This is a genomic window from Hoeflea sp. CAU 1731 (assembly GCF_039888615.1).
Taxonomy (GTDB): Bacteria; Pseudomonadota; Alphaproteobacteria; order Rhizobiales; family Rhizobiaceae; genus Flavimaribacter.
Genome location: NZ_JBDQQS010000011.1, coordinates 62,967 through 86,830 on the forward strand (window position 1 = coordinate 62,967; position 23,864 = coordinate 86,830).

A 23,864-nucleotide genomic window follows, 5' to 3' on the forward strand; every position below is an offset into this window, starting at 1 on the left:
TTTCTCTTCCGGCGTATTCTATGACTTCTCAATTTTGAGGTTCGCGACCTTCGAAGGCATCCTGAAGGAGTAGCCGGATGGCTTCGCGTTCGACGGGGCGAGGGTTTTCGTAAGGGTTTTCGACGGCTATGTCGGCCGCCTTGTCCAGGTCGGCCTCGGACAGGCCGAGATCCATAAGCCGTGTCGGCGCGCCGGTTCTCGTTGCGAGATCGAACAGACCCCGGCCTGGCTTCATACCGAAGATGTCCTCAAGCGGTTGAAGCAATTCGGGCACGGCGACGGCGTTGTAGGCGATGGTGTGCGGCAGCATGATCGCATGCGTGTCGGCGTGCGGCGTGTCGAACATTCCACCGAGCGTGTGGCAGATCTTGTGATGCAGCGCCATGGCGACGCCGCCGAGCACGATCCCGGACAGCCAGGCCGCGTACTGCGCGAGCTTTCTGGCTTCAGCATCCTGCGGCGTTTCGACGAGCGCGGGCAAGGCCTGTTTGAATGCGCGGATGGATTCGACTGCGAGCAGGCTGATGACCGGGTTGCGGTTGCTGGCGTAAAGCCCTTCTGCGGAATGGGCGACGGCGTTCAGGCCTGAGGTCACACTCATGGCGACGGGCAGGGATAGGGTCAGATCGACGTCGTAAATCACCGTCTCCGGCAGGATCGACGGGTCGCGACGGGTCGTCTTCCGCCCGCCTCGCGTTTCACCGAGGATGTCGGTCATTTCAGAACCGGCGTAGGTGGTGGGAATAACCACCTGATCGACGCCGGTGCGCGTCGCGATCGCCTTTCCGAGACCGGTCGTGGATCCGCCGCCGAGGGATACGACGCAATCCGCGCCGGATGATCGGAAGGCCTCAAGGGCGGATTCGGTAACGGTGAACGGCGTGTGCATGGCGGCGCCGAAAAACACGCCGGCGCTCAATTTCGCGAGCTTGTCAGACAGGTCTTGCGCTTGCTCCTCCTGCTGGGGCGTCGACAGAACCAGCGCGCTTTTGCAGCCCAGTCGCTCGATTTCCTCTCCGGTTTTTGCGAGCGATCCGGCGCCGAAAACGACGCGGGACGGTATACCGGAGAAAACAAATAAATCGGGAAGGTTCACGATGGCTGCTCCTGTGTTCTTACGGGGCCCAGGACAAATGAATACGCCAATTCCCATTCGTCGGCGCCGGATTTGCGGACTTCTCCCACAAGAACGCGTCGCACGCCGAGGATAGCGTCTTGTGTGAGACAGGGATCATCGGCGTCGAAGATCTGGGTGACCAGGGTCTCATATCCGTGCGCAGATATCCGGAAATGCAGGTGCGCGGGGCGAGTCAACGGATAATCCAGCCTTTGCAGCAGCCTGCCGACCGGCCCGTCGCCGGGAATGCTGTATCCGCCCGGCTTGACCGTCCTGAATATGAAGCCGCCGTCTTCGTTGCAGACGAACTTGCCGCGCAGATTGAATTCTGGCTGCAAATCCGGTTGCTGGTTCTCGAATATCCCGTCCGCGTTGGGCTGCCAGACCTCCAGAAGGGCGCCGGCGAGAGGCTTTCCGTCAAGATCGGTGACGCGACCGTGAACAGTCAGCGGCTCGCCCCTGGCGTCGAGCGATATGGAGGCGCCGAGCGGCAAGGACGGCGCGTCCGCCCGATAGAATGGACCGCGCGGCGTGTTGGGCGTAGCTCCTGCGGGACGGGCGCTGTTCATGGTTTCGACGAGCGTGGAAACGCCGAGAACGTCGAACAGAAGAACCCATTCCTGCCGATTATCTTCCGTGGCGTGGCCGACATCCGTCAGGAACGCGATGATTTCACGCAATTCTTCGCGAGTGGGCCGTACTTCGCTGACAAGCGCGTGGATGTGCGAAACGATCCCGGAAACGGCGACGCCAAGCCGATCATTTCCGGGTCGAAACCTGCCGGAAACGATGGCCGATGCAGTGCGTTCATTGAAATCGAGATTGTCCGTCACCAGCCTCATCACTCCTCCGCGCGTTGGTCACGCGTGATGTGATTTGAATTGTAGCGCCGGATTGTTGGGTGGATCATAATTTTATTCTGATTTAACATAACATATTGTTATGAAGCTGGATGAAAGACATCTCGTACAACTGGCGGCGGTGGTCCAGGCAGGCGGAGTGACGGAAGGGGCGGCGGCTCTCGGACTGTCGCAACCGGCCATCTCCCGCACGCTTGCGCAACTCGAAAGCCGCGTCGGCGAGCCGCTTTTCGTGCGCGGAAGGAGACCGCTCGCGCCAACGCCGCTCGGCAAGGCGCTGGCGGAGCACGGCCAGATTATCCTGTCGGCCTCACGCGCGGCTTCCGAAACCATCGACAGTTTTCGCCGGGGAACAAGCGGCGTGGTGAGGGCAGGCGGCAGTCCGTTTTTCATGGACGGCCTGATTGCGCGCATGATCGCCGGCTTCCAGGACAACTACCCGGATATCAGCATCGAGCAGTCCTACGGTTATCTCACGGAACTCAGGGCTTTGCTCCTGTCGGGCCGTATCGACATCGCGGTCTGTCCGGTGGACGTACTTGACGAGGGGTCGGGTCTTGAGTTCCGGAAAATCCTGCCCGGCAGGAACGTCGTCGCCTGCTCTTCGACGCATCCGCTTCTAATAAAGCGCAAACCGACCTCCTGCGATCTGCTGGAATATCCATGGATTGCTCCGCCGCCGGGCAGCCCGCTTCTGGCCGACTTGCGATCCATTCTGCATTCCCTGGGCTTTGCGGAGACAAAAATTCGCTTTTCGGGTGGGTCACTCGCCAGTGTGCTCAATTACATGACGGCGTCAAACGCACTGACTGTGTTGCCGCACAGCGTCGTCTTCGCCTTTCGAAACGAGCGCCAGATCACCGCGCTTCCGATCAATATCCCGCATCCGGACCGCTCCCTCGGCCTGCTTCGTCTGACGGCGGCGCCGCGAATTCCGGCGGTCGACACCTTTGCAAATCATATCATCGACGCCTTTGCCGATCTCGGCCAACTGATCAAACGTCACGAGCAGGCGATCGTCTGGGGGGCGTGACCTTCCGGGAAAATTCAGCACGGGAAAGCGGCCGGGCATGAGCGCTGTTTTCGCCGCAGCGGGAAACCCTGCGAACCGGACAAAGATATTTGCGACGGCGTCAAACCGTTGACACGGCGTGCTCAAGAGCGTTGAAGATTGTCAACTATGTTTACACTTGTGAATGCAGGCGAAGGGACGCCGCGATGACGCAGGGCACTGTGCGGCTGGTCAACGACGCACTCAAGTCATTGCTTGGTGCTGAGGATTTCGCCAACATGGCTTGGACGGGAAGTGAAGCAGGAAAAGGTATCGAATGAGCAAGACGAAGCTGCGGAATAATGTTCTGGATGATGCAATTCTGGAGGATATGCGGCGAAAAAATCTCGGTCGCCTGCTTGACGAAGTACACGTGAACTTCGACCGGCGCGCGCTCAGTTATCTTCATGCCGCCGGTTATCCCGATATCACCGCCGCGCACACCCATGTCCTGCGGACCATGCGCATTGAAGGGGACAGCATTACCCACATGGCCGAGAACGCCGGCATTTCAAAACAGGCCATGAGCAAGCTTGTCGCCGCATTCGAAAAGATGGGCTTCGTCGAATGGCGCACCGTTGAGGGCGGACTGGCGCGGCTGGTTCATGCAACCGAAGAAGGACGCCGTCTGCTTTCGGTCGGCATCGAGGCCCTGCAGGAGGCGGAAGCCGCCTATTTCAGTGAACTGTCGGAGGCGGAACGGGAAGTTCTCCGCGATTTATTGCTGCGCGCCGCCACGTCGGCGGAAGCCGCGACCGGCCGTTCATCTGCCTGGCGACGGCGGCGTGCATAAAAAATCGTCAACAAAGTTGACAATTTTTCGAGTCCAGTCCATCTTTCCATTCGGCGGCAAACGATCGCTGAAAAGGAGAGGCGCTGATGTCTAAATTCATGAAGAGAATTGGTGTTGCACTGGCATTGGGCCTGGCGACTTCACCCGTATTCGCCGAAACGCTGACGTACGGATCCGGCGTGCCCGAACGATCTTCCGCCAACAGGGCAGGGGTGCTGCCGCTGCTGGAGAAGATTTCCGAGGCGACCAATGGCGACGTCGCCTTCACGCCGGTGCTGGGCGGGCAGTTGGTGTCCATTCCCGGTGCGCTGCAGGGCATTGCCGACGGCGTCGTCGACAGCGGTTTCTTTATTACCCAGTTTCATCCGGCCGAACTTCCCGCCGCCTCTCTCATGTCCGAAGTCACCGGACTGGGGATCGACCCCTACGCAACGATGGGCGCGTTGAACGAGGCTTTTTTCGTGGTCTGTGAACAGTGCCGGGAAGACTTTCGCAAGATCGGCGTCGTTCCGGCCCTGATACAGTCCGCCACGCCGCTGACGATGCAGTGCACGACCGAAGTGTCGTCGATGGAAGACCTGGCCGGCCTGAAGGTCGCGACGATCGGTCGTCCGGAAATGCGCTGGGCGACGTCCATCGGGATGACGCCGGTGCGCACGTCGATTTCCGATATTCTTTCTGGTCTGCAACTCGGCGCCACTGACTGCGCGCTTATCGGCGCCGCCTGGATTCGCAGTTATGGCCTGGAAGACACGATCAAGTCGGTCATCGAGATGCCGCAGGGCATCATCTCGGGCGCCGTGCCGCTGGCCTTCAATGCCGGGTCGTGGGAGTCGATCTCGAAAGAGGACCGCCAGAAGATTGTCGACCTGATGCCCGCCACGCTCTGGGACTATGTCACCGGCGCTTATGTCGACTCCGATACGGCGGTCAAGGAATCGCTGGCCGGAAAGGTGACCTTCAGTCCGGGCGACGAGGCGCTGGCAGAGGCCTGGACCGCGTTCTACGCCGGAGAAGCGGCCGCGCTGAAGGAAGTGGCGGCATCCCGCGGCATCGAAAATGCCGATGAACTGATCGACCAGGTCGTCGAGGTCTTCCGTGTCTGGCACGAGGAACTCCTGCCGGAGTTCGAAGGCGACCGCGAAGCGTTCATCAAGATCGCAAACGATCGCATCTTCTCGAAATACGACTTCTGATCGGTCACAAATCGGATGCGTCCAGTTGGTTTGGTGGGCGGGATGAGCTGGCGCTCTACCGCCCTCTACTATCGCTTGCTCAACGAAATCTCAGAGGCGCGTCACGGCAGTCTCGAAAACGCCGCCAGTATCGTTGTCACGCTGCCATTCGCCCCGCTCGTCGCGGCGATGGAGAGAGGCGACAGCGACGCGGTCGCCCGGCGGATTGCCGAGGCCGCCATCCAGCTTGAGACCGCCGGCGCGGGCTGTGTCGTGCTGACCGCTTTCACGGCGCATTTTGCCGTGGATGTGGTGCGTGACGCGATTTCGATCCCGTTGATCGATGTCGGCGACGCGCTTGCACAGGCCTGTCGTTACCAAAAGCTGGATCGGATCGGAATGCTCGGCACGACCTATACGCTGGAAGCCGGTCATGTGGCTGGACGGCTGGCGGCAAACGGGATCGAGACTCTCCTGCCGGACGCCGAGTTGGCGACACGCGTCAATGCGATGATCCAGGACGAGCTGACCAGAGGAATTCTTTCTGAGAAAGCAGGCGAGACTTTCGATGAGGCTGTCGGTCACCTCGAAGGACGCGGAGCGCGCGCGGTAGCGCTCGCCTGCACGGAATTGCCGCTGCTTTTGCCGCGGCAGTCGCGAATTCCGCTTATCGACGGGGTGGAGGCGCATGTCGCATTCGCCCTTTCAGCAATGGAGAATACAGCATGAAGGCATTATATTTCGAGCAGCATGGTGATATCGATGCTCTGAAATACGGCGACATCGAAACCCCGGTCCCGGCGCCCGGTTGGGCCTTGCTTCGCATGAAGGCGGCGTCGCTCAACTATCTTGACGTTTTCACCCTGCGCGGCATGCCTGGCATCAAAGTTCCCTTTCCGATGATTACAGGCGGAGATTGCGCAGCAGAAATCGTCGAGATCAACGGCGAGAGCGGGGATTGGACGGTGGGCCAGAGGGTGCTGGTCAATCCCGCCCATATCGACGACAAGTCGGGTCATTTTGAAATGATGGGAGAGACTCGGCCCGGTGCGCTTGCCGAGTTTGTCATGGCGCGGGTGGGGCAACTGATCGCGATTCCCGACGGGGTCAGCGATGCGCAAGCCGCGTCACTGCCCGTCGCCTACGCCACGGCCTATCGCATGCTTGTCACCCGCGGCCGGGCGGCCGCAGGCGAATCCATCCTGATCCTGGGCGCAAGCGGCGGGGTCGGGACGGCCTGCGTTCTTCTGGCGAAGATGCTGGGCATGACGGTGACGGCTGCGGCGGGATCTGAAGAAAAGTGCAAGCGGCTGATCGAACTGGGCGCCGACGAGGCCTATGATTATTCAACCGAACCGGTCGACGCCTATACGCGACGCACCACGGGATCGCTGTTTCGCGGCGGCGGGTTCGATGTCGTGGTAAATTTCACTGGCGGCGAGACCTGGCCGCAATCGCTACGCTCAGTCAAGCGTGGCGGGCGCCTGCTGACCTGCGGGGCAACGGCCGGCTTTGACCCGAAAACCGATCTGCGTTTCATATTCATGTCGGAAATGGATATTCTCGGCTCCACGGGGTTCACCGCGAAGGAAATCGTCGCCTGTTTGGACCTGGTCGCGGAAGGCAAGTTTGACCCGGTCATAGACAAGACTCTGCCGCTTTCGCGCGCAGCCGAAGGCGTCGCCATGCTTCGCGACCGCAAGGTCTTCGGCAAGGTTATCGTGGCGCCGGACACATGAGCGACAGACCTGTTTTTTCCGGTGAGAAATCGGTAGCGCAAATCGAACGCGAACCCCTTGAGCACTGGCTGCAAGGCTCGACGGTTCCGAATATTGTGCTGAATACCGGCGAAGCGCGGGGCGCGGCGCTCGCCCACCGGTTCCTCACAACCCCCGACAACGCTCCCGTCGACCAGAGTTTCGCTCACATCGCGAAACGCACGCAACGCTTTGCGGCCGCATTCGCTTCCGTGACGGAGAAGCCGGTCGTGGCGAGTTTGCTGCCGGCGCTGCCAGAGGCCTTGCCGCTTGGTTATGCGGCAATGTGGGCGGGGATTTATCTTCCGATCAATCCGTTTCTGGAGCCTGGCGCGATCATCGGGATGCTGCAAAGCACCGGCGCCAATATTCTGCTCGCCGAGGGACGCTCCGGCAAACAGGGCGTCGCGGAAAAACTGGTAGCGATCGCCGCGGCGTTGCCGGATCTCGAAATCGTCCTGTGCGGTGAAGCAGAAGGCGAGGGGCGTCTGGAAGACTGGCTCGAAGGCAAGGCGACAGCGCCCCCACCCATGCCTGAACCTACTGATATCGCCGCCTATTTTCATACCGGCGGCACGACCGGGTTGCCGAAAATCGCCCGACTTACCCACGCCAATCTCGCCTATATGGCCTTTCTTGCCGGTTGGGGCGGCGATATGCGCGCCGGCGACGTCATCCCGTGCGGCATGCCGCTGTTTCATGTCGGAGGCCTGATCTTCGGCGGACTGGCGCCGTTTGCCGCCGGCGCCTGTGTTGTTCAGCTCGGCCCCGCCGGTTATCGCGACAGGGCGATGATCGAAGCGCTGTGGGAGATCGCCAGGCGCGAGGGCGCCGATATCCTGTTCGGGCCGCCGACGGTCGCGATCGCAGCAATAGACATGTTCGAACCGCCCGCGCCGTCAAAAGTACGGCACTGGGTGTCATCTGCGGCGCCGCTTCCCGCCGCGACGCATCGCAGATTTACCGATACGACGGGAATCGCCGTGAAGGAGGCCTGGGGGCTGACGGAAGCGAGCCTCGTCCTCACCTTCATGCCGGCGCTCGGCGAAAGCCGTCCGGGCTCGGTCGGCGTCAGGTTGCCCTATTGCGAACTGGGGATCGTCTCCCTGACGCCAGGGGCCGGTCAGGCAAAATCAGGCGAAGCCGGGGTGATCATGGGCCGTTCGCCCGGCCTGTTCGCCGGCTATCTCGGTCGCGACACGGACGGCCTGGAAACCGCGCCGGGTCTCGGCGACGGGCGCTGGCTCAACACCGGCGACGTCGGTTATTTCGACGAGGAGGGCTATCTGTTCATCACAGGACGGGCGAAGGACATGATCCTGCGCGGCGGTCACAACATCGACCCCTCGACCATCGAGGAGGCGTTTGGCGCGCTCGACGACGTGTCGGCGGTCGCCGCAGTCGGTCGTCCCGACAAGAGGGTGGGCGAGTTGCCGGTTTGCTATGTCTCGGCGGCTCCCGGAAAAACCATCGATCCGTCGGATTTGCTCGCCCGCGCAGTGACCACGATCGCGGAACGGGCGGCCCATCCGAAAGCGGTTCACGTGCTTTCCGCCATGCCGCTGACGGCGGTGGGGAAGATCGACAAGGTCGCCTTGCGCAGGGACGCCGCCGTTCGCGCCGTTCGAGAGGAGTTTCCTGCGGTCGACATCGTATCGGCGCGGACCGACAGCAGCGGGCGGATCGTGATGTCGCTGTCTCCTGTTCCGGAAAATGCAAGCGAAGTGCTGTCTTCGCTCGGCCTTGTGCTGGCCGAAGAAAGGGATCAAGCTGATGACTGACAAGATACTGGCCATTGACCACCTGATGATTCACGTTGCCGACAGCGAGCAAGCCGGAGCTGTTTTCGAAAGGCTGGGATTTGTCGTAACGCCGAAAAGCGACTTGCCGGGCTTGTCGAACCGCCTGATCTGTTTCGGCGATACGCCCTACGAACGCGGCGTGTGCAACTATATCGAGCTGATGTCGCTGGACGACGCTGCCATCGCGCCGCCGCCGATGCCTCGGCTGCTCAAGGAGTACGGTCCGGTGTCGACGGTGTTGTCGGTGGATGACGCCCATGCGGTCCATGCGCGCCTGATCGCAGAGGGAATCAAGATCGGACCCGTTCTCGATCTGCAGCGCGACTGGACGCTTCCCGACGGCTCGGTCGTCACGCCGGCGTTTTCTGTTGCGATACCTGAACTCGGCCAGGCGCCGGTCTACTGGAACTACTGCCTGCACAAGACCGCGCAGCATTATATCCGGCTGGAATTCACCGAACACCCAAACACGGCCCTGTCGTTCGACGAGGTTTATCTGGCTGTCGACGATCCGGACGCGGCCGCCGCGCACTATGTCGAGCACTGGCTGGCTCAGCGAGAAGGCGACCGTCTACTGTTGCCCGAAGGTCCGGCTTTGCGGCTGATGAGCAGGGACAAGATTGGCGCGGTCTTGCCGGTTGAGCTGGTCGCCAGCGACAGTCCCGGCATCAAGGCGATGGGCGTCACGGTGAACGATCTCGCCAAAGCGCAAGCGGTTATCAGGAAGACCGGGGTGTCGACTATTACGCTGGAAAACGGATTTGCGGTCAAGGCGGACGATGCGGCTGGATGCGCTCTCCTTTTCGAGGAGCGTCATGAACCGGATCGGTAGATGGGCGACGCAAGCCGGACAGTGGCTCGCCGTCGCAGCCCTGGTCGCGATGATGGTTCACCTCGGCGCCGATATCCTGCTGCGCAATATCGCGGCGCGGCCGCTGGACGGAACCCTGGAGGTCGTCGCCGGCCTCTATATGCCGTTCGTCGTGTTCGCGGCGCTTTCGGCCACGCATTTGAACCGGGAGGAAATCCGTGTCGATCTCGTCGGTAATTTCCTGCCGCAGACCGCTGTGATGTTGCTTGACCGGGCCGCTCAACTGCTGATGGCGATTTGCGCCGCGGCGCTGGCCTGGCTGACCGCCAGCCATGCAATGCGGGCCTTCGACATCGGCCAGCGCATTGAAGCCGGCTCTCTCGTCATTCCGCTCTGGCCGGGAAAGGCGATTGTCACCACCGGTTTTGTGCTTCTTGCTGTCGCGGCTCTGGTCCGCCTGTTTGGAAAGGCAGACAATGGGTCCGTTTGAGACAGGCGGAACGGTTCTCGTCGCCGCGCTTGTGATGATTTTCCTGCGGGCGCCGGTCGGGCTTGCTCTGGGCCTCGCCGCCTTTGCAGGCGCGTTTGCGCTGTTGCCTGCGACCGCCGCGATCAGCCTCATGAGCCGGGTTCCGTACGAGTTTACGGCGAGCTGGGAATTCGCAGCGGTGCCGTTGTTTCTTGCCATGGGGACGATCATCACCCGGTCGGGCATGGCCGATGGCCTGATCATACTGGCGGAAAGAAGCCTGCGGCGACTGCCGGGCGGGCTTGCAATCGCCACGAATTTCGCTGGCGCAGGATTTGGCGCGGCCTCGGGTTCAAGCCTGGCGACAACGGTTGCGCTTGGCCGCATGGCCATCCCGCAGATGCTGCGCGCCGGATACAATCCCGGCCTCGCGACTGCGACGACGGCCTGCGCCGGCACGCTTGCGGCTCTCATTCCGCCGTCAATACCGCTGATCGTCTATGGAATTCTGGCGGAGGTCTCCGTTGCGAAACTGTTCTTCGCAGGCATTGTGCCCGGACTTCTGACCGCATTCGCCTACGGCGCGATGATCTATCTGCGCTGCCGGTTCAACCCGGATCTCGCGCCGCGCTCGGAAACGGAGTCCGACGAGACCGTGGGATGGAGCGTTGCAGCGTTTCCCGTCATAGCGATCGTCATTCTGGGCGGAATCTATGGCGGGTACTTTTCGCCGAGCGAAGCCGGCTCCGTGGGTGCGCTCGCCGCGATCGCTCTGGCTTTTTGTCAGCCCGGCTTCAACTGGCGCGAACTTGCACTGGCGTTGGCCGAGGCGGCGCGCCAGACGGCCGCTATTTTGTTTGTCGCCGCCGGCGCCTTCATGCTGACCCGAACGATGGCCCTCACCGGCCTGCCGAACGCGCTCGCCGATCTCGTCCAGACATGGTCCGTATCGCCGCTGTTGCTGATCCTGGCATCCTCCGTGCTGTTTCTGCTGCTCGGGATGGTGCTCGATCCGTTCGGCGTCATGCTCTTGTCCGTCGCCGTTTTGCTGCCGGCCTTCGAGCGCCTCGGCTTCGACCTGATCTGGATGGGAATCATCATCGTCAAGTTCATTGAGATCGGTCTTGTCACGCCGCCGGTTGGCCTGAACGTGTTCGCAGCCAAATCAGTGGCGCCGCCCGAAATCGGCCTGACAGTCATCTTCCGCGGAGTGAGCTGGTTTCTGCTCGCGGAAGCCGTCGTGATGGCGATCCTTTTCCTGTTTCCCGCGCTCACGCTGTGGCTTCCGAACAATCTGCTGTGATGCGATGATCACAATCGGTATCGGCGCCTTTCAAACCCGTCGGCGCATGGAGAGATGACGTTCAGAAGGCGTTGCGAATTGCGTCGCACATCGCGTCGGCGGTCGCATTTTGTGCTGCCTGCGCCTTTCGCAGTACGAGAAAAGACTTTTGTCTGATGTCCAACCCGCGAACGGGCGTCAGTCCGGAGGTGTCTTGCTGTCGAGCAAAGAGGGCCGCCGCAATGCCGGCGCCAGCCGCCGCGCGAACCCCCAGTGTGCTCTCGCTCGTGAAGACGATCCGGTAGCGGCGACCGGCTTCCTCGAGCCCTGACAGCGCAGCTTCCCGCCACCAGCAATCGCGGTCAAAAAGGGCGACCGGCATGATCTCTTCGGAAGCAATGTCGCGTTCACTGCTGCACATCCATATCAGGCTGTCCTCGCGCAACACCTCGTCCCGGCGATCAGGCTCCGGCACTTCGTAGATCGCTAGATCCAGCCGCCCGGTTTTCAGTGCTGCGTCGAAGCCGGCGCCGAACGCACAATACACTTCCAGTTCCACATCGGGGTGCAAAGCGGTGAAATCGGCGATTATGCTCGTCAGTGATGAATGACGGTGATTGTCTGTCACGCCGATCCGCAAACGCCCCCGCATGCCCTCATCTCTCAGCTCCGCCAGCGCAGCGTCCATCGTCTGCGACACCTTTCGAGCAACGGGAAGCAATCGTTCGCCGACTGGCGTGAGCATGATTCCGCGCCCATGACGGTGGAAGAGCGGTTTGCCGACAGCCGCTTCGAGCTGTCGTATCTGGAGGCTCGTCGCCGACTGGGATCGATTGATCCGTCTCGCGCCAGCGGTGACGCTTCCCGCATCGGCGATGGCAAGGAACGTACGCAACTGATCGCTGTTGAATGGAGTCATAAGATATTTGGAAAACCGATTGCTGCTTGTCAAAATACCCGTTTTACAGATGGCTGTCCATCGCCCATGATCAAAGGCAAGAATGGAGCAGGCAATGTCCATCCCGGCAATTATCGAGGCAGTCAGACCAGGAGCGCGTCACGTTTATGGGCTTGTTGCAGCAGCTCTCGCCGCGCTGGTGTTCTGGAAACCCGGAGCATTCGCGGAAATCGCTGCTTACGTTTTCTGGTCGATGCTCCATGTGTCGCCGATCGTAATACCGGGCATGGCGCTTGCGGCCTGGCTCGTCGCAAGCGGCGCAAGCGATCGCATTTCGGTTCTGTTCGAGGGCAGAGCTGTTCGTGCAGTCATGGTCGCTTCTCTTTTCGGTGCATTGCTTCCGGTTTGCGGCATCACGGTTCTTCCCCTGATGACCGGGCTCCTTGCCGCCGGCGTGCCTCTGGCGCCTGTCATGGCGTTCTGGCTCGCTTCTCCCATCACCGGTCCGGAACTGATCTCTGTGACCGCCGCGACGCTTGGCTGGAAGTTCGCGCTGGGCAAGACCCTGGCGGCGCTCGGCCTCGGACTTCTCGGCGGATGTGTGACCGGTGTTTTCTTTCGGCGTTCATGGGTCCGGTCACCTCTGCGATCCAACCGACTCGTAAACGCCTTGACAACGGCGTGCTGCGGTGGCGACGGCGGCTTCAATTTCCGTATCTGGAACGACGCCGCCCGCCGGACAAGATTCTGGCTGGAGTTCCGGTCAATTGCGCGTCTGATGGTTATCGTACTGGCGCCGGCGTTCGCTGCGGAGTATCTCCTGAACGCATGGCTGAAACCCGATGCTCTTGAGCCTTTTGTCGGCAGCGACAGCGCGTTGGCTGTGCCATTGGCCGTCATCATCGGCGGACCGGCCTATATCGACGGGTACGCCGCATTGCCGTTGACACGGTCACTGATGGACCACGGCCTGTCGCCGGGAGCGGCAATGGCTTTCCTTGTTTCCGGCGGCGTCGTCAGCATCTGGGGCGCAATGGCGATCTTTCCGGTGCTACGTTTAAAGCCTTTTCTGCTCTTTCTGGTGCTCGCGCTTGGCGGATCGATGATCGCCGGCTGGGTTTTCGATCTGTTCTACTGACCGTTCTTCAGAACGGTAGTCCGACGTAATTGGTCGCGAGAGCCGCTTGTGCGTGCCGGTTTTCGCCCAGGAACTCGAACTCGGCCCTCCGCATCCGCTGTTCGAATGGGCCGTCATCCGGGAAATGGTGCAGCAGCGTCGTCATCCACCAGCTGAACCGCTCGGCTTTCCAGATCCGCGCCAGGGCCTTCTCCGAATAATGATCGAGGCCGGACGCGTCCTTTTCGATGATGGCGGCGACCAGCGCTTCGTAGAGATAGTGAATATCGGAGGCTGCGGTGTTCAGACCCTTCGCGCCGGTTGGCGGCACGATATGCGCGGCGTCGCCGCACAGGAACAGACGCCCCCAGCGCATCGGCTCCGATACGAAGGATCGCAGCGGCGCGATGGATTTCTCGATCGACGGGCCGGTGACCAGGCGGTCGGCGGCCTGCGGCGGAATCCGGCGCTTCAGCTCCGACCAGAAATCATCGTCGGACCATTCTTCCGGCGTGTCTGTGAGGGGGACCTGAACGTAGTAGCGACTGAGCGTGTGGCTTCGCATGGAACAGAGCGCAAAGCCGCGTTCCGAGGTCGCATAGATCAGTTCGTCATGGACAGGCGGCGTAAAGGCCAGAATTCCGAGCCAGCCGAACGGATAGGTCTTTTCATATTCGTGACGGACATTGCTTGGCACGGTCTTTCGACTGACACCGTGAAAGCCATCGCAGCCGGCGATGTAGTCGCAATCGATGCGATGCTTTTCGCCGTCCGGGGTTGCGTAGGTTACATAGGCGGAGTCCGTATCCGCGTCGCAGATCATAACCTCGTCGGTCTGGTAGATAATAGGCAGGCCCTCGCTTTCGCGCGCCTCGTAGAGGTCCCGGGTCAGTTCCGTTTGACCGTAAACCAGCACATGCGCGCCCGTCAGCGCGTCGAAATCAATTCGGATTTCGTGATGGTCGAAAGAAATGACGGCGCCGTCATGGGGGAGGCCTTCGCGGTCCATGCGCTCGCCGACGCCGGCCTGCCGCATCAGGTCCACGAAGCCGCGTTCGAGAACGCCGGCGCGAATTCGGGACAGAACGTGTTCCTTCGTTGTGCGCTCCAGAACGACATTGTCGATGCCTGCTTTGTGGAGCAGTTGTCCGAGCAACATGCCGGATGGCCCGCCGCCGATAATGCAAACCTGGGTGCGCATTGCGTTTCCTCCCTGACCCTGAATTTACCCAATCATGATGGCGGACGCAAAAATTGGAATGGACGCATTCTGCAAAAAGTAGCATTATTTCACCATGAACCAGATTGTTTCCCTTGCCGAAACCACACGATCCGGACGCACAGGTTTCGTTCCGGATTTCGAGCTTTATGGCGAAGAAACGGATTTTCCGGACGTTTTGCATTGTGAGCTCCTGAAGGATCGGGCGCCGGCGCATGGCTGGAGAATCACACCACACCGTCACGGCCGACTTCATCAGTTCTTCCTGATCGTGGCGGGCAGGGGCCGTTGTCGTCTGGACGGCGAAACCTATGAGCTGGGGCAGGGAAGCGTTCTCAATGTGCCTGCCGGCGCCGTGCACAGTTTCTCATTCGAACCGGGGATCAAGGGTTACGTGCTGACCATTCCCGTCTTTGAGCTTGCCGATGCGCGGGAGCGGCTTCCGCTCGGCTCTTCCGCGCTTGCCGGCTTCTTCAAGGCAAACGCCGATCGCGGCGTCACCGACATGTTTCGGGCGGTTCATTCCGAATTCACCGGACATCGGCAATTGCGCGCGCCGATGCTCAGGGCGATGAGCCGGCAGATCGCCTGTGTCGTCGCCCGTCTGGCGCCCACGGAGGCCGGCCCGGCGCCCGGCGCCGGCAGCGACGCGCGTATACAACGTTTCGAACAGCTCGTGCGCGACGAGGACACACGGGGCTGGCGGGTGTCCGACTATGCGCGGGAAGTGGGGCTGTCGCCCAATCACCTGATCAGGCTGTGCCGCGTTCATCTTGGAGTGAGTCCGCAGCGTTTCATAGAGGATGTGGCGTTTCGCGAGGCGCGCAGAATGCTCGCCTATACGCGGATGTCGATCGCCGAGGTGGGTTTCAGCGTCGGCTTTGAAGACCCCTCCTATTTCAGTCGTGCGTTCCGCAAGCGAACCGGCGTGACGCCCAAGGCCTATCGGGAAACCCTCGCCAGTTGACGGCCACGTCAGGCAACAGACATCAGGGAAACTCGGGAACCTTTTCGGCGGGGCTGACGGGCGACGTGACGGTCACGTATTCCTCGAAGTAATCGGAAAAACCCGCCACGCGCGGCGGCAGTTTTTCGTAGGGCGGATAGTAGAGTGAAAGCCACAGGAGAGGCGGCGTCCAGCCCCGAAGGATCTGGACAAGGCGACCGTTCGCAATAGCATCTTCCACGATGAAACGCGGCAGGAGAGCTGCGCCGCCGTCGCTTTCCACAAGCTGCGCAAGAAGGTCGCCGCTGTTGGCGCTGAACCGGCCGCCTGCGCGCACGCTCCGGGTCTGACCGTTTCGACCAAGCATCCAGGTTTCCTCGCGTCCGGCTGCGCTGAATGCAAAGCACTGCGACGGATCCAGATCTTCCGGGGTTTCAACATTGGCGGTTGTTGACCCCGTCGCCGTCACAAGAATGCGCTCGACCGGACAGATCTTGCGCCAGATCGTGGACTTGTCGGTCGGCGGTTCCGATATGCGGATCGCCAGGTCGAAATCCGCGCCGACGATATCGACGAATTCGTCAGACAGGCTCACCGACAGTTCGATGCGCGGATATTGCGTGCGAAAGCCGGACAATATCGGCGGCAGCAGTTTCAGGCCCAATGACATCGGAGCATTGATGCGCAGCAGACCGGAATCGGCTTCCGCGCCACTGCGGAAATCATCGGCCAGGCTGTCGATATCCCGCACCAGAGGCTCGACGCGGGCTGCATAGGCGGCGCCCGCCGATGTCAGCGAGACCTGTCGGGTGGTCCTTACCAGAAGCTGGGTTCCGAGGCTCCTTTCGAGCGACGAGACCGCCCGTGTAACCGTGGCTGGAGGCGCGCGCAACTGCCGAGCGGCGTCTGCGAAGCTCCGGTTCCGCGCCACAGCGAGAAATGTTCGGATCGTTCCGAGTTCGTCCATTGCTTATTATTTCATATCCAGCAATAATATCTTGGGTATTGTAGCTATTCCAAACATGCCGCGCCAGCCCCAGATTCAGTGCACCATGATTTTCAAAACGTCGTCCGCGGACGACTGGAGGATAGCGAGATGCTGAATCAGATCAAAGGTCTGCACCATGTGACCTCGATGGCCGGCGACGCCGGTCAAAACAATGATTTCTTTACCCGGACCCTGGGATTGCGACGAGTCAAGAAGACGGTGAATTTCGACGCCCCGGATGTCTATCATCTGTATTATGGTGACGAAGCCGGGACGCCCGGTTCCGTGATGACCTATTTCCCCTTCCCGCACATTGCCCCGGGCAAGCCCGGAACGGGCGAGGTTGGCGAAACCGACTTTGCGATACCGGAAGGGGCGCTCTCCTGGTGGCGCGATCGTCTTGCCGCCGACGGCGTCGCCGGTCTTGAGGACGACGAAGCGTTTGGCGCAAAGCGGTTGCGATTCCGGGGACCGGATGGTGACGGCTTTGCTCTTGTCGAGGCGCCAGATGATGCCCGCCCGCAGTGGACTGGCGCAGGCGTTCCCAACGATGTCGCCATTCGCGGCTTCAGCGGCGCAAGGATGCGGCTTCGCGATATCGGACCGACTGCAGAGTTGCTGCGGTTCATGGGGTACGAGGAAGCCGAAACCCGCGACGGACTCGTGCGCCATGTGCTGCCTGGCGGAAACGGCGCTGATGCGATTGACCTGGAAGCCTTGCCTTCGGCGCCCGCCGCGCGGCAAGGAGCCGGCTCTGTGCACCACATTGCCTATGCGGTGGAGGATCGCGCCGCACAGCTCGAGGTGCGCAAGGCGCTGCTCGACACCGGATACCAGGTGACGCCGGTGATCGACCGAGATTATTTCTGGGCGATCTATTTCCGCACGCCCGGCGGTGTGCTGTTCGAAGTCGCGACCAACGAGCCCGGATTTGACCGGGACGAGGATGCGGCGCATTTGGGTGAAGCGCTGAAGCTTCCGACGCGCTACGAACCGCTTCGCTCGAAAATCGAGGCGCATCTGCCGCTGCTTGGCTAGAACTGCGATCCTGGAGATTGACATGTCTGTCGACGCCTACACGTACCGTAAGCACGAACCCCGCCCGGGCGCGCCGCTTGTCTTTGCCTTTCACGGAACAGGCGGGGACGAGAACCAGTTTTTCGACCTCGTCCGGCAGATGCTCCCCGACGCAGGCGTGATCGCGCCGCGCGGAGACGTGTCGGAGCACGGCGCAAACCGCTTCTTCCGACGCACCGGGGAGGGCGTCTACGACATGGAAGATCTTGCTCGGCGGACGGAGAAGATGACCAGCTTCGTGCGCGCCCACAGGGAATTTTATCCGGATTCGTCGATCTATGGCCTCGGCTATTCCAATGGCGCCAATATTCTGGCGTCCGTGATCTTTCAGGAGCCGACGCTGTTCAAGGCAGCGGCGCTGATGCATCCATTGATTCCCTGGAGGCCGTCGCCCGACGCGCGTCTGGCCAGACTGAAAATTCTGATTTCAGCCGGCAAGAAGGATCCGATCTGTCCGTGGAACTTGACGAACCGGCTGGTCGACTATTTCAAAGCCCAGGGAAGCGCCGTCGAAACCAGCGTGCAGCCGGGCGGGCACGAAATCATGATGACGGAACTGCAGGACGTCGCGGCGTTTCTGGCGCGGCAGGCGGCGGTTTCGTAAGCAGATGCTTTAAAACAGAAAGGCCAGTCGTGTTCGATCGGCCTTTCTCGCTCAGACGCGCCGCGTACAGATCAGGTCTCGACGGAAGGATATTCCTTGCCGCGCCAGTGCTGGAGTTTGCTCGCAAATTCACGCTGGAAGGAGAGCGGCCCGCTTTTCTCCATATAAGGCTCGTCGTATATGCCGATGAAGATCGTCAGGTTGAGGAAGAAATGCGCGCCCATTTCGAACAGCGCGACATAGTCGTGATTGACCAGCGCTTCGCGCTCCTCGTCGGTAAAGCTGTGGATATTGGACATTTCCGCGTCGTTGAGCTTCGGACCGATTGATTGCTCCCAGGTCGCAACGAAGGTCAGTGGATCCTCGGTGTAGCGCTTCAGGTAATCCGGATCGCGATCTACAGTGAAAAGGAACTTGTCGACCCAATATTTGCTCATGCCGCCTGCTCCTTCGGGTACCATGTGAAATAGGCTTCCATCGTGTGGAAGAGGTCCAGATTGTCGACATAGTCGGCGCCTTCGGGACCGGCGACGCCCAGCATCAGAATGAAGTTGAGGAAGCCGTGCGTGGCGTCGCCGCTCTGCGCCATGCTTTCATGCGTTACGTTTTCCAGGATAGCGTCGACATCGCCGGCGCGCAGCCATTCGATCGCCTGCCGGTCGAATTCCGGGTCCGGACCCGTTTCCATGAACTGGCGTGGACCGCCGAGCTCCAGAGACAGGTGTCCGGTGCCGATGGCCGCCACGCGAAGGTCCGACGGGTAGTCGTCGATCGCCTTCCTGATCGCCCGACCAAGATCGTAGAAGCGTTTCGGTGTGTGAAGGGGTGGAGCGAAAATGTTTGTGTAAATCGGAACGACGGGCAGATCGTTCTGCGGCTGCACGGTGATGATCGGGCAGATGATCGAATGGTCGATCTTCAGTTCGTTGGAGAAGGCGAAGTCGAAATTCTGGTCCATCAGCGACTGGTGCATGAAGCGCGACATGTCCTCGTCGCCTTCCAGAACATAGGTCGGGATGCCGAATTCACGGACCTCGTTATAGAAGGTCGCGTCGTAGAGCGGGGCCTTGCCGATAAGAAACTGCGGGCAGTTGTCGAGAAATATCTGATGAAAATGGTCGGAGCCCACCATCACGAGGATGTCGGGTTCGGCGCGGGCCAATGTCTCGCGATAGGCCTCGACCTTCCGCTTCCACTCGGGCGCTTCCGGCATTTGCTGCTCGGGCGGCATTGTGGTCGCTTTCAGATAAAACGGATGGTGTGTCGACGCCAGTGTGGCGACAAGTTTGGCCAATTTCGTACTCCTTCCCTTCGGTCATTGTCGAAAGCGGACCTGGACGGCCCGCTCCCGGTTTTCAGTTGTGCGAAAAAATTGCGTTCGATGAGGACGCGCCGGTCCGGGTCACCAATCCCTTCGGGCAGCGTTTTGGCTGTTGCTTCCTGCGCCGCCGCGTTGTGCTGGGCAGGTCCGGTTTCTCTGCATCGCATATTCTGCACATGGTGTTCCTCACTGTATCCGTGTGACAGTCAGCTTCTTATGATCGATTGAAGTACGGGATAGCGGCTTATTTCATGGGCGATGTAGGACGCCGTCTCGCGCAATTCCGGCAGGCGCTCGCTGACGAGCGATTCCGGCGTCACCTTGCCGGTGTATCCTGAGGTGTTGAGCGCGGCGATCGTCCTGCCATTGAGATCTCTGATCGGCACGGCCAACGCCGTGATACCGTAGTCAAGCTGGTCGACGGTTGTCGAATATCCGGTTTCGCGGACTGCGAGGACTTCATCGCGCAACTTCGCGGTGTCGGTCAGGGTCATGGATGTCAGCGGCTGTGGCCGGACATTGGCGATGTATCCGTCGAGCGCTTTGTCCGAAAGACCAGCGAGCAGAACGCGGCCGAGCGAAGTGGCGCAGGCAGGGTAACGCGCGCCCACGACCGCTGCCGCGCGCCGGGCTCTCTGAACGCTGTAATGCGCGATATAGATGACGTCGTCGCCATCGAGTGTGGCGACCGAGGACGCGTCGCCGAAACGGCCCACAAGCTCCCTGAGGCTTGGCTGGATCACCTCGTCGATGCGCGCCGAGAAATAGAAGGCCGATGAAAGCGTCATGACCTTCGGCCTCAAATGAAACCGCTTTTCTTTCAATCCAACGTATCCCAGCGTCTGCAGGGTAATAAGGCTGCGTCGCGCGGTGGCCGGCGACAGGCCAAGCCGGTGTGCGACTTCGCTAAGCGTCATCTCGGGGTGGGTTGCGTCGAAGGATTCAAGGACCGCCAGTCCCTTGGCCAGGCCTTCCACGAATTCGGCCGGGCGTTCCTCCGATTTCAGATCGATTGTGGTGTCGTTCACGTTCGTTGCTCCTCGTACGGATATTGCCGCGTCTGGCAACGTTATATCACGCAGTCCACCATGTCCCGAGGCGACCTCGGCGACGATCGTGGCGTCGACGTCCAGTTTCTGGCGGCGGGCCTGCATGCGGTTCCTCCGGTTCCGTCCCTCACAACTTGCATGCGCATAGGGCGACTGGCTCATTGTGACTTGACGATAGATTAATTGGTCACTAAATTTTCGGCAAGAGTAAATAAATTCGCTAAGCGAAAATAAGAAATGGTATGCGAATTGGCAAGCAAGAGCAGTCATATACAGCGATTGCAACTTCCGATGCAGACAGCATCACGGTAAGGGGTCTGGATCTCTGCAATGATTTGATCGGCAAGATCGACTTCACTGACTACTTCTGGCTGCTTGTTCTTGGCTCCCGCCCCACCCGTGAGCAGCGCTCCATGATGGACGCATGCCTTGTATCTATTGCCGAACACGGGCTCGTGCCGAGCGTTCAGGCGGCGAGAATGACGCTTGTTTCGGGGCCGGAAGCCTGGCAGGGCGCAATGGCCGCCGGACTTCTGGGTATGGGTAGCGTCGTCGCCGGCAGTTCCGAGATCGCCGGCCGCTATCTCGCCGAGATTATCGAGACGGGTGAAAAGGACGGCGTCGACCTCGAGGCCGCGACGATTGAGAGTCTGAAGGGCCTGAAAGCAGCCCGCAAGAAGGTTCCGGGTCTCGGCCACCCGCAGCACAGCGCCGGCGATCCCCGCGCCAATCGCCTGCTCGAGATTGCGAAGGACCTCGGCATTGGCGGCAAGTATATCGAGACATTGTATTTGTTGGCGAAACATGCGCCGGACATCATGGAGCGGCCACTGCCGATCAATGTTTCCGGCGCAATCCCCGCGACCATCGTCGACGCCGGCTGGCCGCTCGACGCGCTCAAAGCCGTGCCGCTACTTGCCCGCGCCGCGGGCCTTTCGGCGCATCTCTATGAGGAATCACAGCGCCCGATCGGATTCATCATGTCGCACAAGGCGGACCTTGCGATCACTTACGACGGACCCGGCACCAGCGATCCGGAAGAGCAGAAATCGGCTCAGGGGTAATCCATGGTCAAGATCCTCAAGGACATCCGGGTCATTGAACTCGGCACCTACATCACAGGTCCTGCAGCGGCGATGCATCTGGCCGACCTCGGCGCCGACGTCATAAAAGTCGAGCGGCCGGAAACCGGCGATCCATTTCGCGCCTTCAAGGGCGGGCTCTATTCGCCGCATTACCAGACATACAACCGCAACAAGCGGTCGATTGCGCTCGATACGAAGAACGCCGACGATATGGCGGCTTTTCTCGACCTGGTTGCGGGAGCCGATGTCTTCATTCAGAACTTCCGGCCTGGCGTCGCCGAGAAGCTCGGCGTTGGCGAAAAGGATCTGCGCAAGGTCAATCCTCCATTGATCTATTGTGCGATTTCCGGCTTCGGTCAATCGGGTCTCTCACGCGATTGGCCCGCCTTCGACACCGTCGCGCAGGCTGCCAGCGGCTATTTGCGACTGCTGACGCCGCCCGCCAACCCGAGGGTGATCGGACCGGCGATCGCCGACGCTGTGACGGGCCAGTATGCGGCGCTTGGCATAATGGCGGCCTTACATGAACGCGTGAAGACCGGAAAAGGCCGGCGGCTCGACATATCGATGCTCGAGGCCATGGCGCATTTCAACCTCGACAGTTTCACCCACTATTATTCCGTTGGCGAAATCATGGGGCCGCTGTCGCGTCCTGTCGTGTCTCAAAGCTACACTTTCGAATGCAGCGACGGAAAATGGATCGCCATCCACATGTCTTCGCCGACGAAATTCTGGGAAGGTCTGCTTGAAGCGACCGGCCAGCAGGCGCTTGCGACGGATCTCCGCTTTTCCGAGCGGCTGGAGCGCATCAAGCACCAGGACGACCTGATTGAAGTCTTCACGCCCATCTTCCTGTCCGACTCGCGCGACGCCTGGTGCGAGAAGCTTCTCGCACACGAGGCGCCGCATTCGCCTGCCTATGATTCCGACGAGGCGCTGGAAGATCCGCAGGCGAAACACCTGAAGCTGGCGGTCAGCACGCACCATCCGGAAATGGGTGACTCCAAAACCGTGCGCGCACCCTATAGTTTTGATCACGAGCCGGATCTGGATGTCCTGCCGCCGCCGACGCTCGATCAGCACAGCGAGGAGATCCGGAGCGAGCTCAAACGCACGAAGACCGGCTGATCCGGCTTATCTTGAGGGAGGAGAGAGATGAGCACAGACAACAATCCAAAATCAGTTCCGGTGAAGGACGTGATGGCGGCAAGCGGCGCAATGCTGCAGAAGCAGCTTCTCGCGATTCTCGTCAGCCCGGTCGACGGCCTTGGGCCGATATTCGCCAATATCGAAGAGCATCTGAAGCACCAGGTGGAGCTGGAGTGCGAAGGCGTCATGTTTGCGGCCGGTCCGTTGTGGACCGACGATGAGGAAAGTTGGGAGGGCGAGGGACTTGTTGTGGCCCGCGCCGAATCCAGGGAGGGCGCCATCGCTATCGCGGAGCGCGATCCGATGCATGTCAGCGGGGCGCGCAGCTTTCGCGTCAGGCCCTGGCTCATAAACGAGGGGACACTGTCGTTGCGGCTCGATTTTTCGACACAAAAATTCACGCTAGCCTGAACAATTCATAGGGAATAAACCAACGAGAATTCTGTTCGGACTGATGACTGCCGGCATGATCGCCAAGACCGACGAAATCCTGGCCGAAATGGGGAATTACAATCCGGCCAGACCACCGTTTCGGTGCTTATCCTGATCCTCGCGGCGACTTTTTGCAGCCGCATGCTGACGCTCTCCGGCGCGCCGCGCAGCCTGGCCGAACTGTCGCTGACGGGGCCGAACGGTCCGTATGGATGCCTGATCCTTAACCTGCTTTTGATCGTCGCGCTTGCGCGGTTGTGAGATCGTTCCTGGAATTGTGGACGGCGCGAGAGATCCCTACAACACCTCGAAGACCTGGATCACGACGCTGTCGGCCTGTCGCGCTCCGGTCCCGATGAAGATGGTGCGATTGACCCAGGCGTAACGCGGGTCGCCGCTGCTCAGGCGCGGCAAGGTCCGCATGTAGTATTCGGAGGGATCGACCTCCTCGCCAGCGGCCAGTCTTTTCAAGACTTCAGGCGGGCCGTGCCGATAGCCGAAATTCCGAATGTCGATCAGCGCACCGTCATGGGTTTCGATGGCGTAACGCGTGTCGAGTTCGGCGTATCCGGCGTCGAAGACCGTCTGCCAGTCAGCGCCGAGATTGAGCACTCGTCCGGAAATCCGTTCGCCGCGCACTTCGCCGCCGATGATCGGGATGATTCGCCACCGGCCGCCCGGCCCCTCTCCGTTTTCGATCGGGGTCGAGAGTTTCGCCACGATTTCGCAGACATGTCGCAGTTCGGGTTGTTGCATCTTGCTGTCCCTCCAGACGTTTCCTCATTTCCAGTAAACATGCGAATCCGCAAATGCGAAAGAGCCTCGCGTATCGGAGGATACCCGATATGATGAAACTGAAGAC

Annotated in this window: 26 protein-coding genes; 17 read left to right on the top strand and 9 right to left on the bottom strand. The window is 60.7% G+C overall.

Translation table 11 applies throughout. From position 1 onward, the window contains the following. Positions 1-28: 28 nt before the first annotated feature. Together AAFN47_RS17950 and AAFN47_RS17955 are read right to left on the bottom strand one after the other, a co-directional pair. The gene (locus AAFN47_RS17950; protein ID WP_499810622.1) at positions 29-1,096 is read right to left on the bottom strand and encodes a maleylacetate reductase; all 1,068 of its coding nucleotides are present in this window, start codon (positions 1,094-1,096) and stop codon (positions 29-31) included. Then, positions 1,093-1,959: a dioxygenase family protein gene (locus AAFN47_RS17955; RefSeq protein ID WP_499810623.1), complete on the bottom strand. Its 867-nt coding sequence runs from the start codon at positions 1,957-1,959 to the stop codon at positions 1,093-1,095. The genes AAFN47_RS17950 and AAFN47_RS17955 overlap by 4 nt, the downstream gene beginning before the upstream one ends. Positions 1,960-2,059: 100 nt before the next feature. Between AAFN47_RS17955 and AAFN47_RS17960 the strand changes: the two genes are divergently transcribed. The 9 genes from AAFN47_RS17960 (at position 2,060) to AAFN47_RS18000 (ending at position 11,138) form a co-directional block, all read left to right on the top strand. Next, positions 2,060-3,010, top strand: a complete 951-nt coding sequence (locus tag AAFN47_RS17960) for a LysR family transcriptional regulator (protein ID WP_499810624.1) — start codon at positions 2,060-2,062, stop codon at positions 3,008-3,010. A gap of 295 nt (positions 3,011-3,305) precedes the next feature. Continuing rightward, positions 3,306-3,821 (top strand): MarR family winged helix-turn-helix transcriptional regulator, encoded by a 516-nt coding sequence (locus AAFN47_RS17965; protein WP_499810625.1) that lies wholly within the window; start codon positions 3,306-3,308, stop codon positions 3,819-3,821. A gap of 86 nt (positions 3,822-3,907) precedes the next feature. Continuing rightward, the gene (locus tag AAFN47_RS17970) at positions 3,908-5,017 is read left to right on the top strand and encodes a type 2 periplasmic-binding domain-containing protein (protein ID WP_499810626.1); all 1,110 of its coding nucleotides are present in this window, start codon (positions 3,908-3,910) and stop codon (positions 5,015-5,017) included. Between the two features lie 15 nt (positions 5,018-5,032). Next, on the top strand, positions 5,033-5,725 hold the full coding sequence (locus AAFN47_RS17975) for an aspartate/glutamate racemase family protein (protein WP_499810627.1): 693 nt from the start codon (positions 5,033-5,035) through the stop codon (positions 5,723-5,725). Then, positions 5,722-6,735 (top strand): zinc-binding dehydrogenase, encoded by a 1,014-nt coding sequence (locus AAFN47_RS17980; protein ID WP_499810628.1) that lies wholly within the window; start codon positions 5,722-5,724, stop codon positions 6,733-6,735. The genes AAFN47_RS17975 and AAFN47_RS17980 overlap by 4 nt, the downstream gene beginning before the upstream one ends. Further along, positions 6,732-8,534 (top strand): AMP-binding protein, encoded by a 1,803-nt coding sequence (locus AAFN47_RS17985; RefSeq protein WP_499810629.1) that lies wholly within the window; start codon positions 6,732-6,734, stop codon positions 8,532-8,534. The genes AAFN47_RS17980 and AAFN47_RS17985 overlap by 4 nt, the downstream gene beginning before the upstream one ends. Further along, on the top strand, positions 8,527-9,387 hold the full coding sequence (locus tag AAFN47_RS17990) for a VOC family protein (RefSeq protein ID WP_499810630.1): 861 nt from the start codon (positions 8,527-8,529) through the stop codon (positions 9,385-9,387). The genes AAFN47_RS17985 and AAFN47_RS17990 overlap by 8 nt, the downstream gene beginning before the upstream one ends. Beyond that, positions 9,371-9,856, top strand: a complete 486-nt coding sequence (locus AAFN47_RS17995) for a TRAP transporter small permease (protein ID WP_499810631.1) — start codon at positions 9,371-9,373, stop codon at positions 9,854-9,856. Before AAFN47_RS17990 ends, AAFN47_RS17995 begins: the two co-directional genes overlap by 17 nt. Then, a complete protein-coding gene (locus AAFN47_RS18000; RefSeq protein WP_499810632.1) occupies positions 9,843-11,138 on the top strand; it encodes a TRAP transporter large permease in 1,296 nt (431 codons plus the stop codon). The genes AAFN47_RS17995 and AAFN47_RS18000 overlap by 14 nt, the downstream gene beginning before the upstream one ends. 61 nt (positions 11,139-11,199) lie before the next feature. On the opposite strand, the gene AAFN47_RS18005 is transcribed toward AAFN47_RS18000, so the two are convergent. After that, complete coding sequence (locus AAFN47_RS18005) at positions 11,200-12,036, bottom strand: LysR family transcriptional regulator (protein ID WP_499810633.1); 837 nt, start codon at positions 12,034-12,036, stop codon at positions 11,200-11,202. A 94-nt stretch (positions 12,037-12,130) separates the two neighbouring features. Here AAFN47_RS18005 and AAFN47_RS18010 point away from each other — a divergent pair, with 94 nt between their 5' ends. After that, on the top strand, positions 12,131-13,153 hold the full coding sequence (locus tag AAFN47_RS18010) for a permease (RefSeq protein ID WP_499810634.1): 1,023 nt from the start codon (positions 12,131-12,133) through the stop codon (positions 13,151-13,153). A 7-nt stretch (positions 13,154-13,160) separates the two neighbouring features. On the opposite strand, the gene pobA is transcribed toward AAFN47_RS18010, so the two are convergent. Further along, a complete protein-coding gene (pobA, locus tag AAFN47_RS18015; protein ID WP_499810635.1) occupies positions 13,161-14,333 on the bottom strand; it encodes a 4-hydroxybenzoate 3-monooxygenase in 1,173 nt (390 codons plus the stop codon). A 94-nt stretch (positions 14,334-14,427) separates the two neighbouring features. Between pobA and AAFN47_RS18020 the strand changes: the two genes are divergently transcribed. Next, on the top strand, positions 14,428-15,318 hold the full coding sequence (locus AAFN47_RS18020) for a helix-turn-helix domain-containing protein (RefSeq protein ID WP_499810636.1): 891 nt from the start codon (positions 14,428-14,430) through the stop codon (positions 15,316-15,318). 22 nt (positions 15,319-15,340) lie between these two features. On the opposite strand, the gene AAFN47_RS18025 is transcribed toward AAFN47_RS18020, so the two are convergent. Continuing rightward, positions 15,341-16,264, bottom strand: a complete 924-nt coding sequence (locus tag AAFN47_RS18025) for a LysR family transcriptional regulator (protein WP_499810637.1) — start codon at positions 16,262-16,264, stop codon at positions 15,341-15,343. A gap of 129 nt (positions 16,265-16,393) precedes the next feature. On the opposite strand from AAFN47_RS18025, the gene AAFN47_RS18030 reads away from it, so the two are divergent. Both AAFN47_RS18030 and AAFN47_RS18035 read left to right on the top strand, forming a co-directional pair. Beyond that, positions 16,394-17,323 (top strand): VOC family protein, encoded by a 930-nt coding sequence (locus AAFN47_RS18030; protein ID WP_499810638.1) that lies wholly within the window; start codon positions 16,394-16,396, stop codon positions 17,321-17,323. Between the two features lie 22 nt (positions 17,324-17,345). Continuing rightward, positions 17,346-17,966, top strand: coding sequence for an alpha/beta hydrolase (locus AAFN47_RS18035; protein WP_499810639.1), 621 nt, complete (start codon positions 17,346-17,348; stop codon positions 17,964-17,966). Between the two features lie 71 nt (positions 17,967-18,037). Here the strand turns inward: AAFN47_RS18035 and AAFN47_RS18040 are convergent, their stop codons facing one another. From AAFN47_RS18040 to AAFN47_RS18050, 3 genes are all read right to left on the bottom strand, one after another. After that, positions 18,038-18,403 carry a hypothetical protein gene (locus AAFN47_RS18040; RefSeq protein WP_499810640.1) on the bottom strand — a complete coding sequence of 122 codons (366 nt, stop codon included), beginning with the start codon at positions 18,401-18,403 and terminating at the stop codon, positions 18,038-18,040. Further along, complete coding sequence (locus tag AAFN47_RS18045; protein ID WP_499810641.1) at positions 18,400-19,260, bottom strand: DODA-type extradiol aromatic ring-opening family dioxygenase; 861 nt, start codon at positions 19,258-19,260, stop codon at positions 18,400-18,402. Before AAFN47_RS18045 ends, AAFN47_RS18040 begins: the two co-directional genes overlap by 4 nt. Positions 19,261-19,493: 233 nt before the next feature. Further along, entirely contained in the window at positions 19,494-20,441 is a 948-nt protein-coding gene (locus AAFN47_RS18050; protein WP_499810642.1) for an IclR family transcriptional regulator domain-containing protein, read from the bottom strand. Between the two features lie 137 nt (positions 20,442-20,578). Here AAFN47_RS18050 and AAFN47_RS18055 point away from each other — a divergent pair, with 137 nt between their 5' ends. The 4 genes from AAFN47_RS18055 to AAFN47_RS18070 all read left to right on the top strand — a co-directional run bounded on the left by AAFN47_RS18055 (position 20,579) and on the right by AAFN47_RS18070 (position 23,263). Continuing rightward, positions 20,579-21,400: a citryl-CoA lyase gene (locus AAFN47_RS18055; RefSeq protein ID WP_499810643.1), complete on the top strand. Its 822-nt coding sequence runs from the start codon at positions 20,579-20,581 to the stop codon at positions 21,398-21,400. 3 nt (positions 21,401-21,403) lie between these two features. Continuing rightward, positions 21,404-22,549: a CaiB/BaiF CoA transferase family protein gene (locus tag AAFN47_RS18060; RefSeq protein WP_499810644.1), complete on the top strand. Its 1,146-nt coding sequence runs from the start codon at positions 21,404-21,406 to the stop codon at positions 22,547-22,549. 27 nt (positions 22,550-22,576) lie between these two features. Further along, positions 22,577-22,981 carry a YciI family protein gene (locus tag AAFN47_RS18065; protein ID WP_499810645.1) on the top strand — a complete coding sequence of 135 codons (405 nt, stop codon included), beginning with the start codon at positions 22,577-22,579 and terminating at the stop codon, positions 22,979-22,981. A 123-nt stretch (positions 22,982-23,104) separates the two neighbouring features. Further along, positions 23,105-23,263 (top strand): hypothetical protein, encoded by a 159-nt coding sequence (locus AAFN47_RS18070; RefSeq protein WP_499810646.1) that lies wholly within the window; start codon positions 23,105-23,107, stop codon positions 23,261-23,263. A 36-nt stretch (positions 23,264-23,299) separates the two neighbouring features. Here AAFN47_RS18070 and AAFN47_RS18075 read toward each other — a convergent pair whose 3' ends face one another. Then, entirely contained in the window at positions 23,300-23,758 is a 459-nt protein-coding gene (locus AAFN47_RS18075) for a DUF3237 domain-containing protein (RefSeq protein ID WP_499810647.1), read from the bottom strand. Positions 23,759-23,864 lie beyond the last annotated feature (106 nt).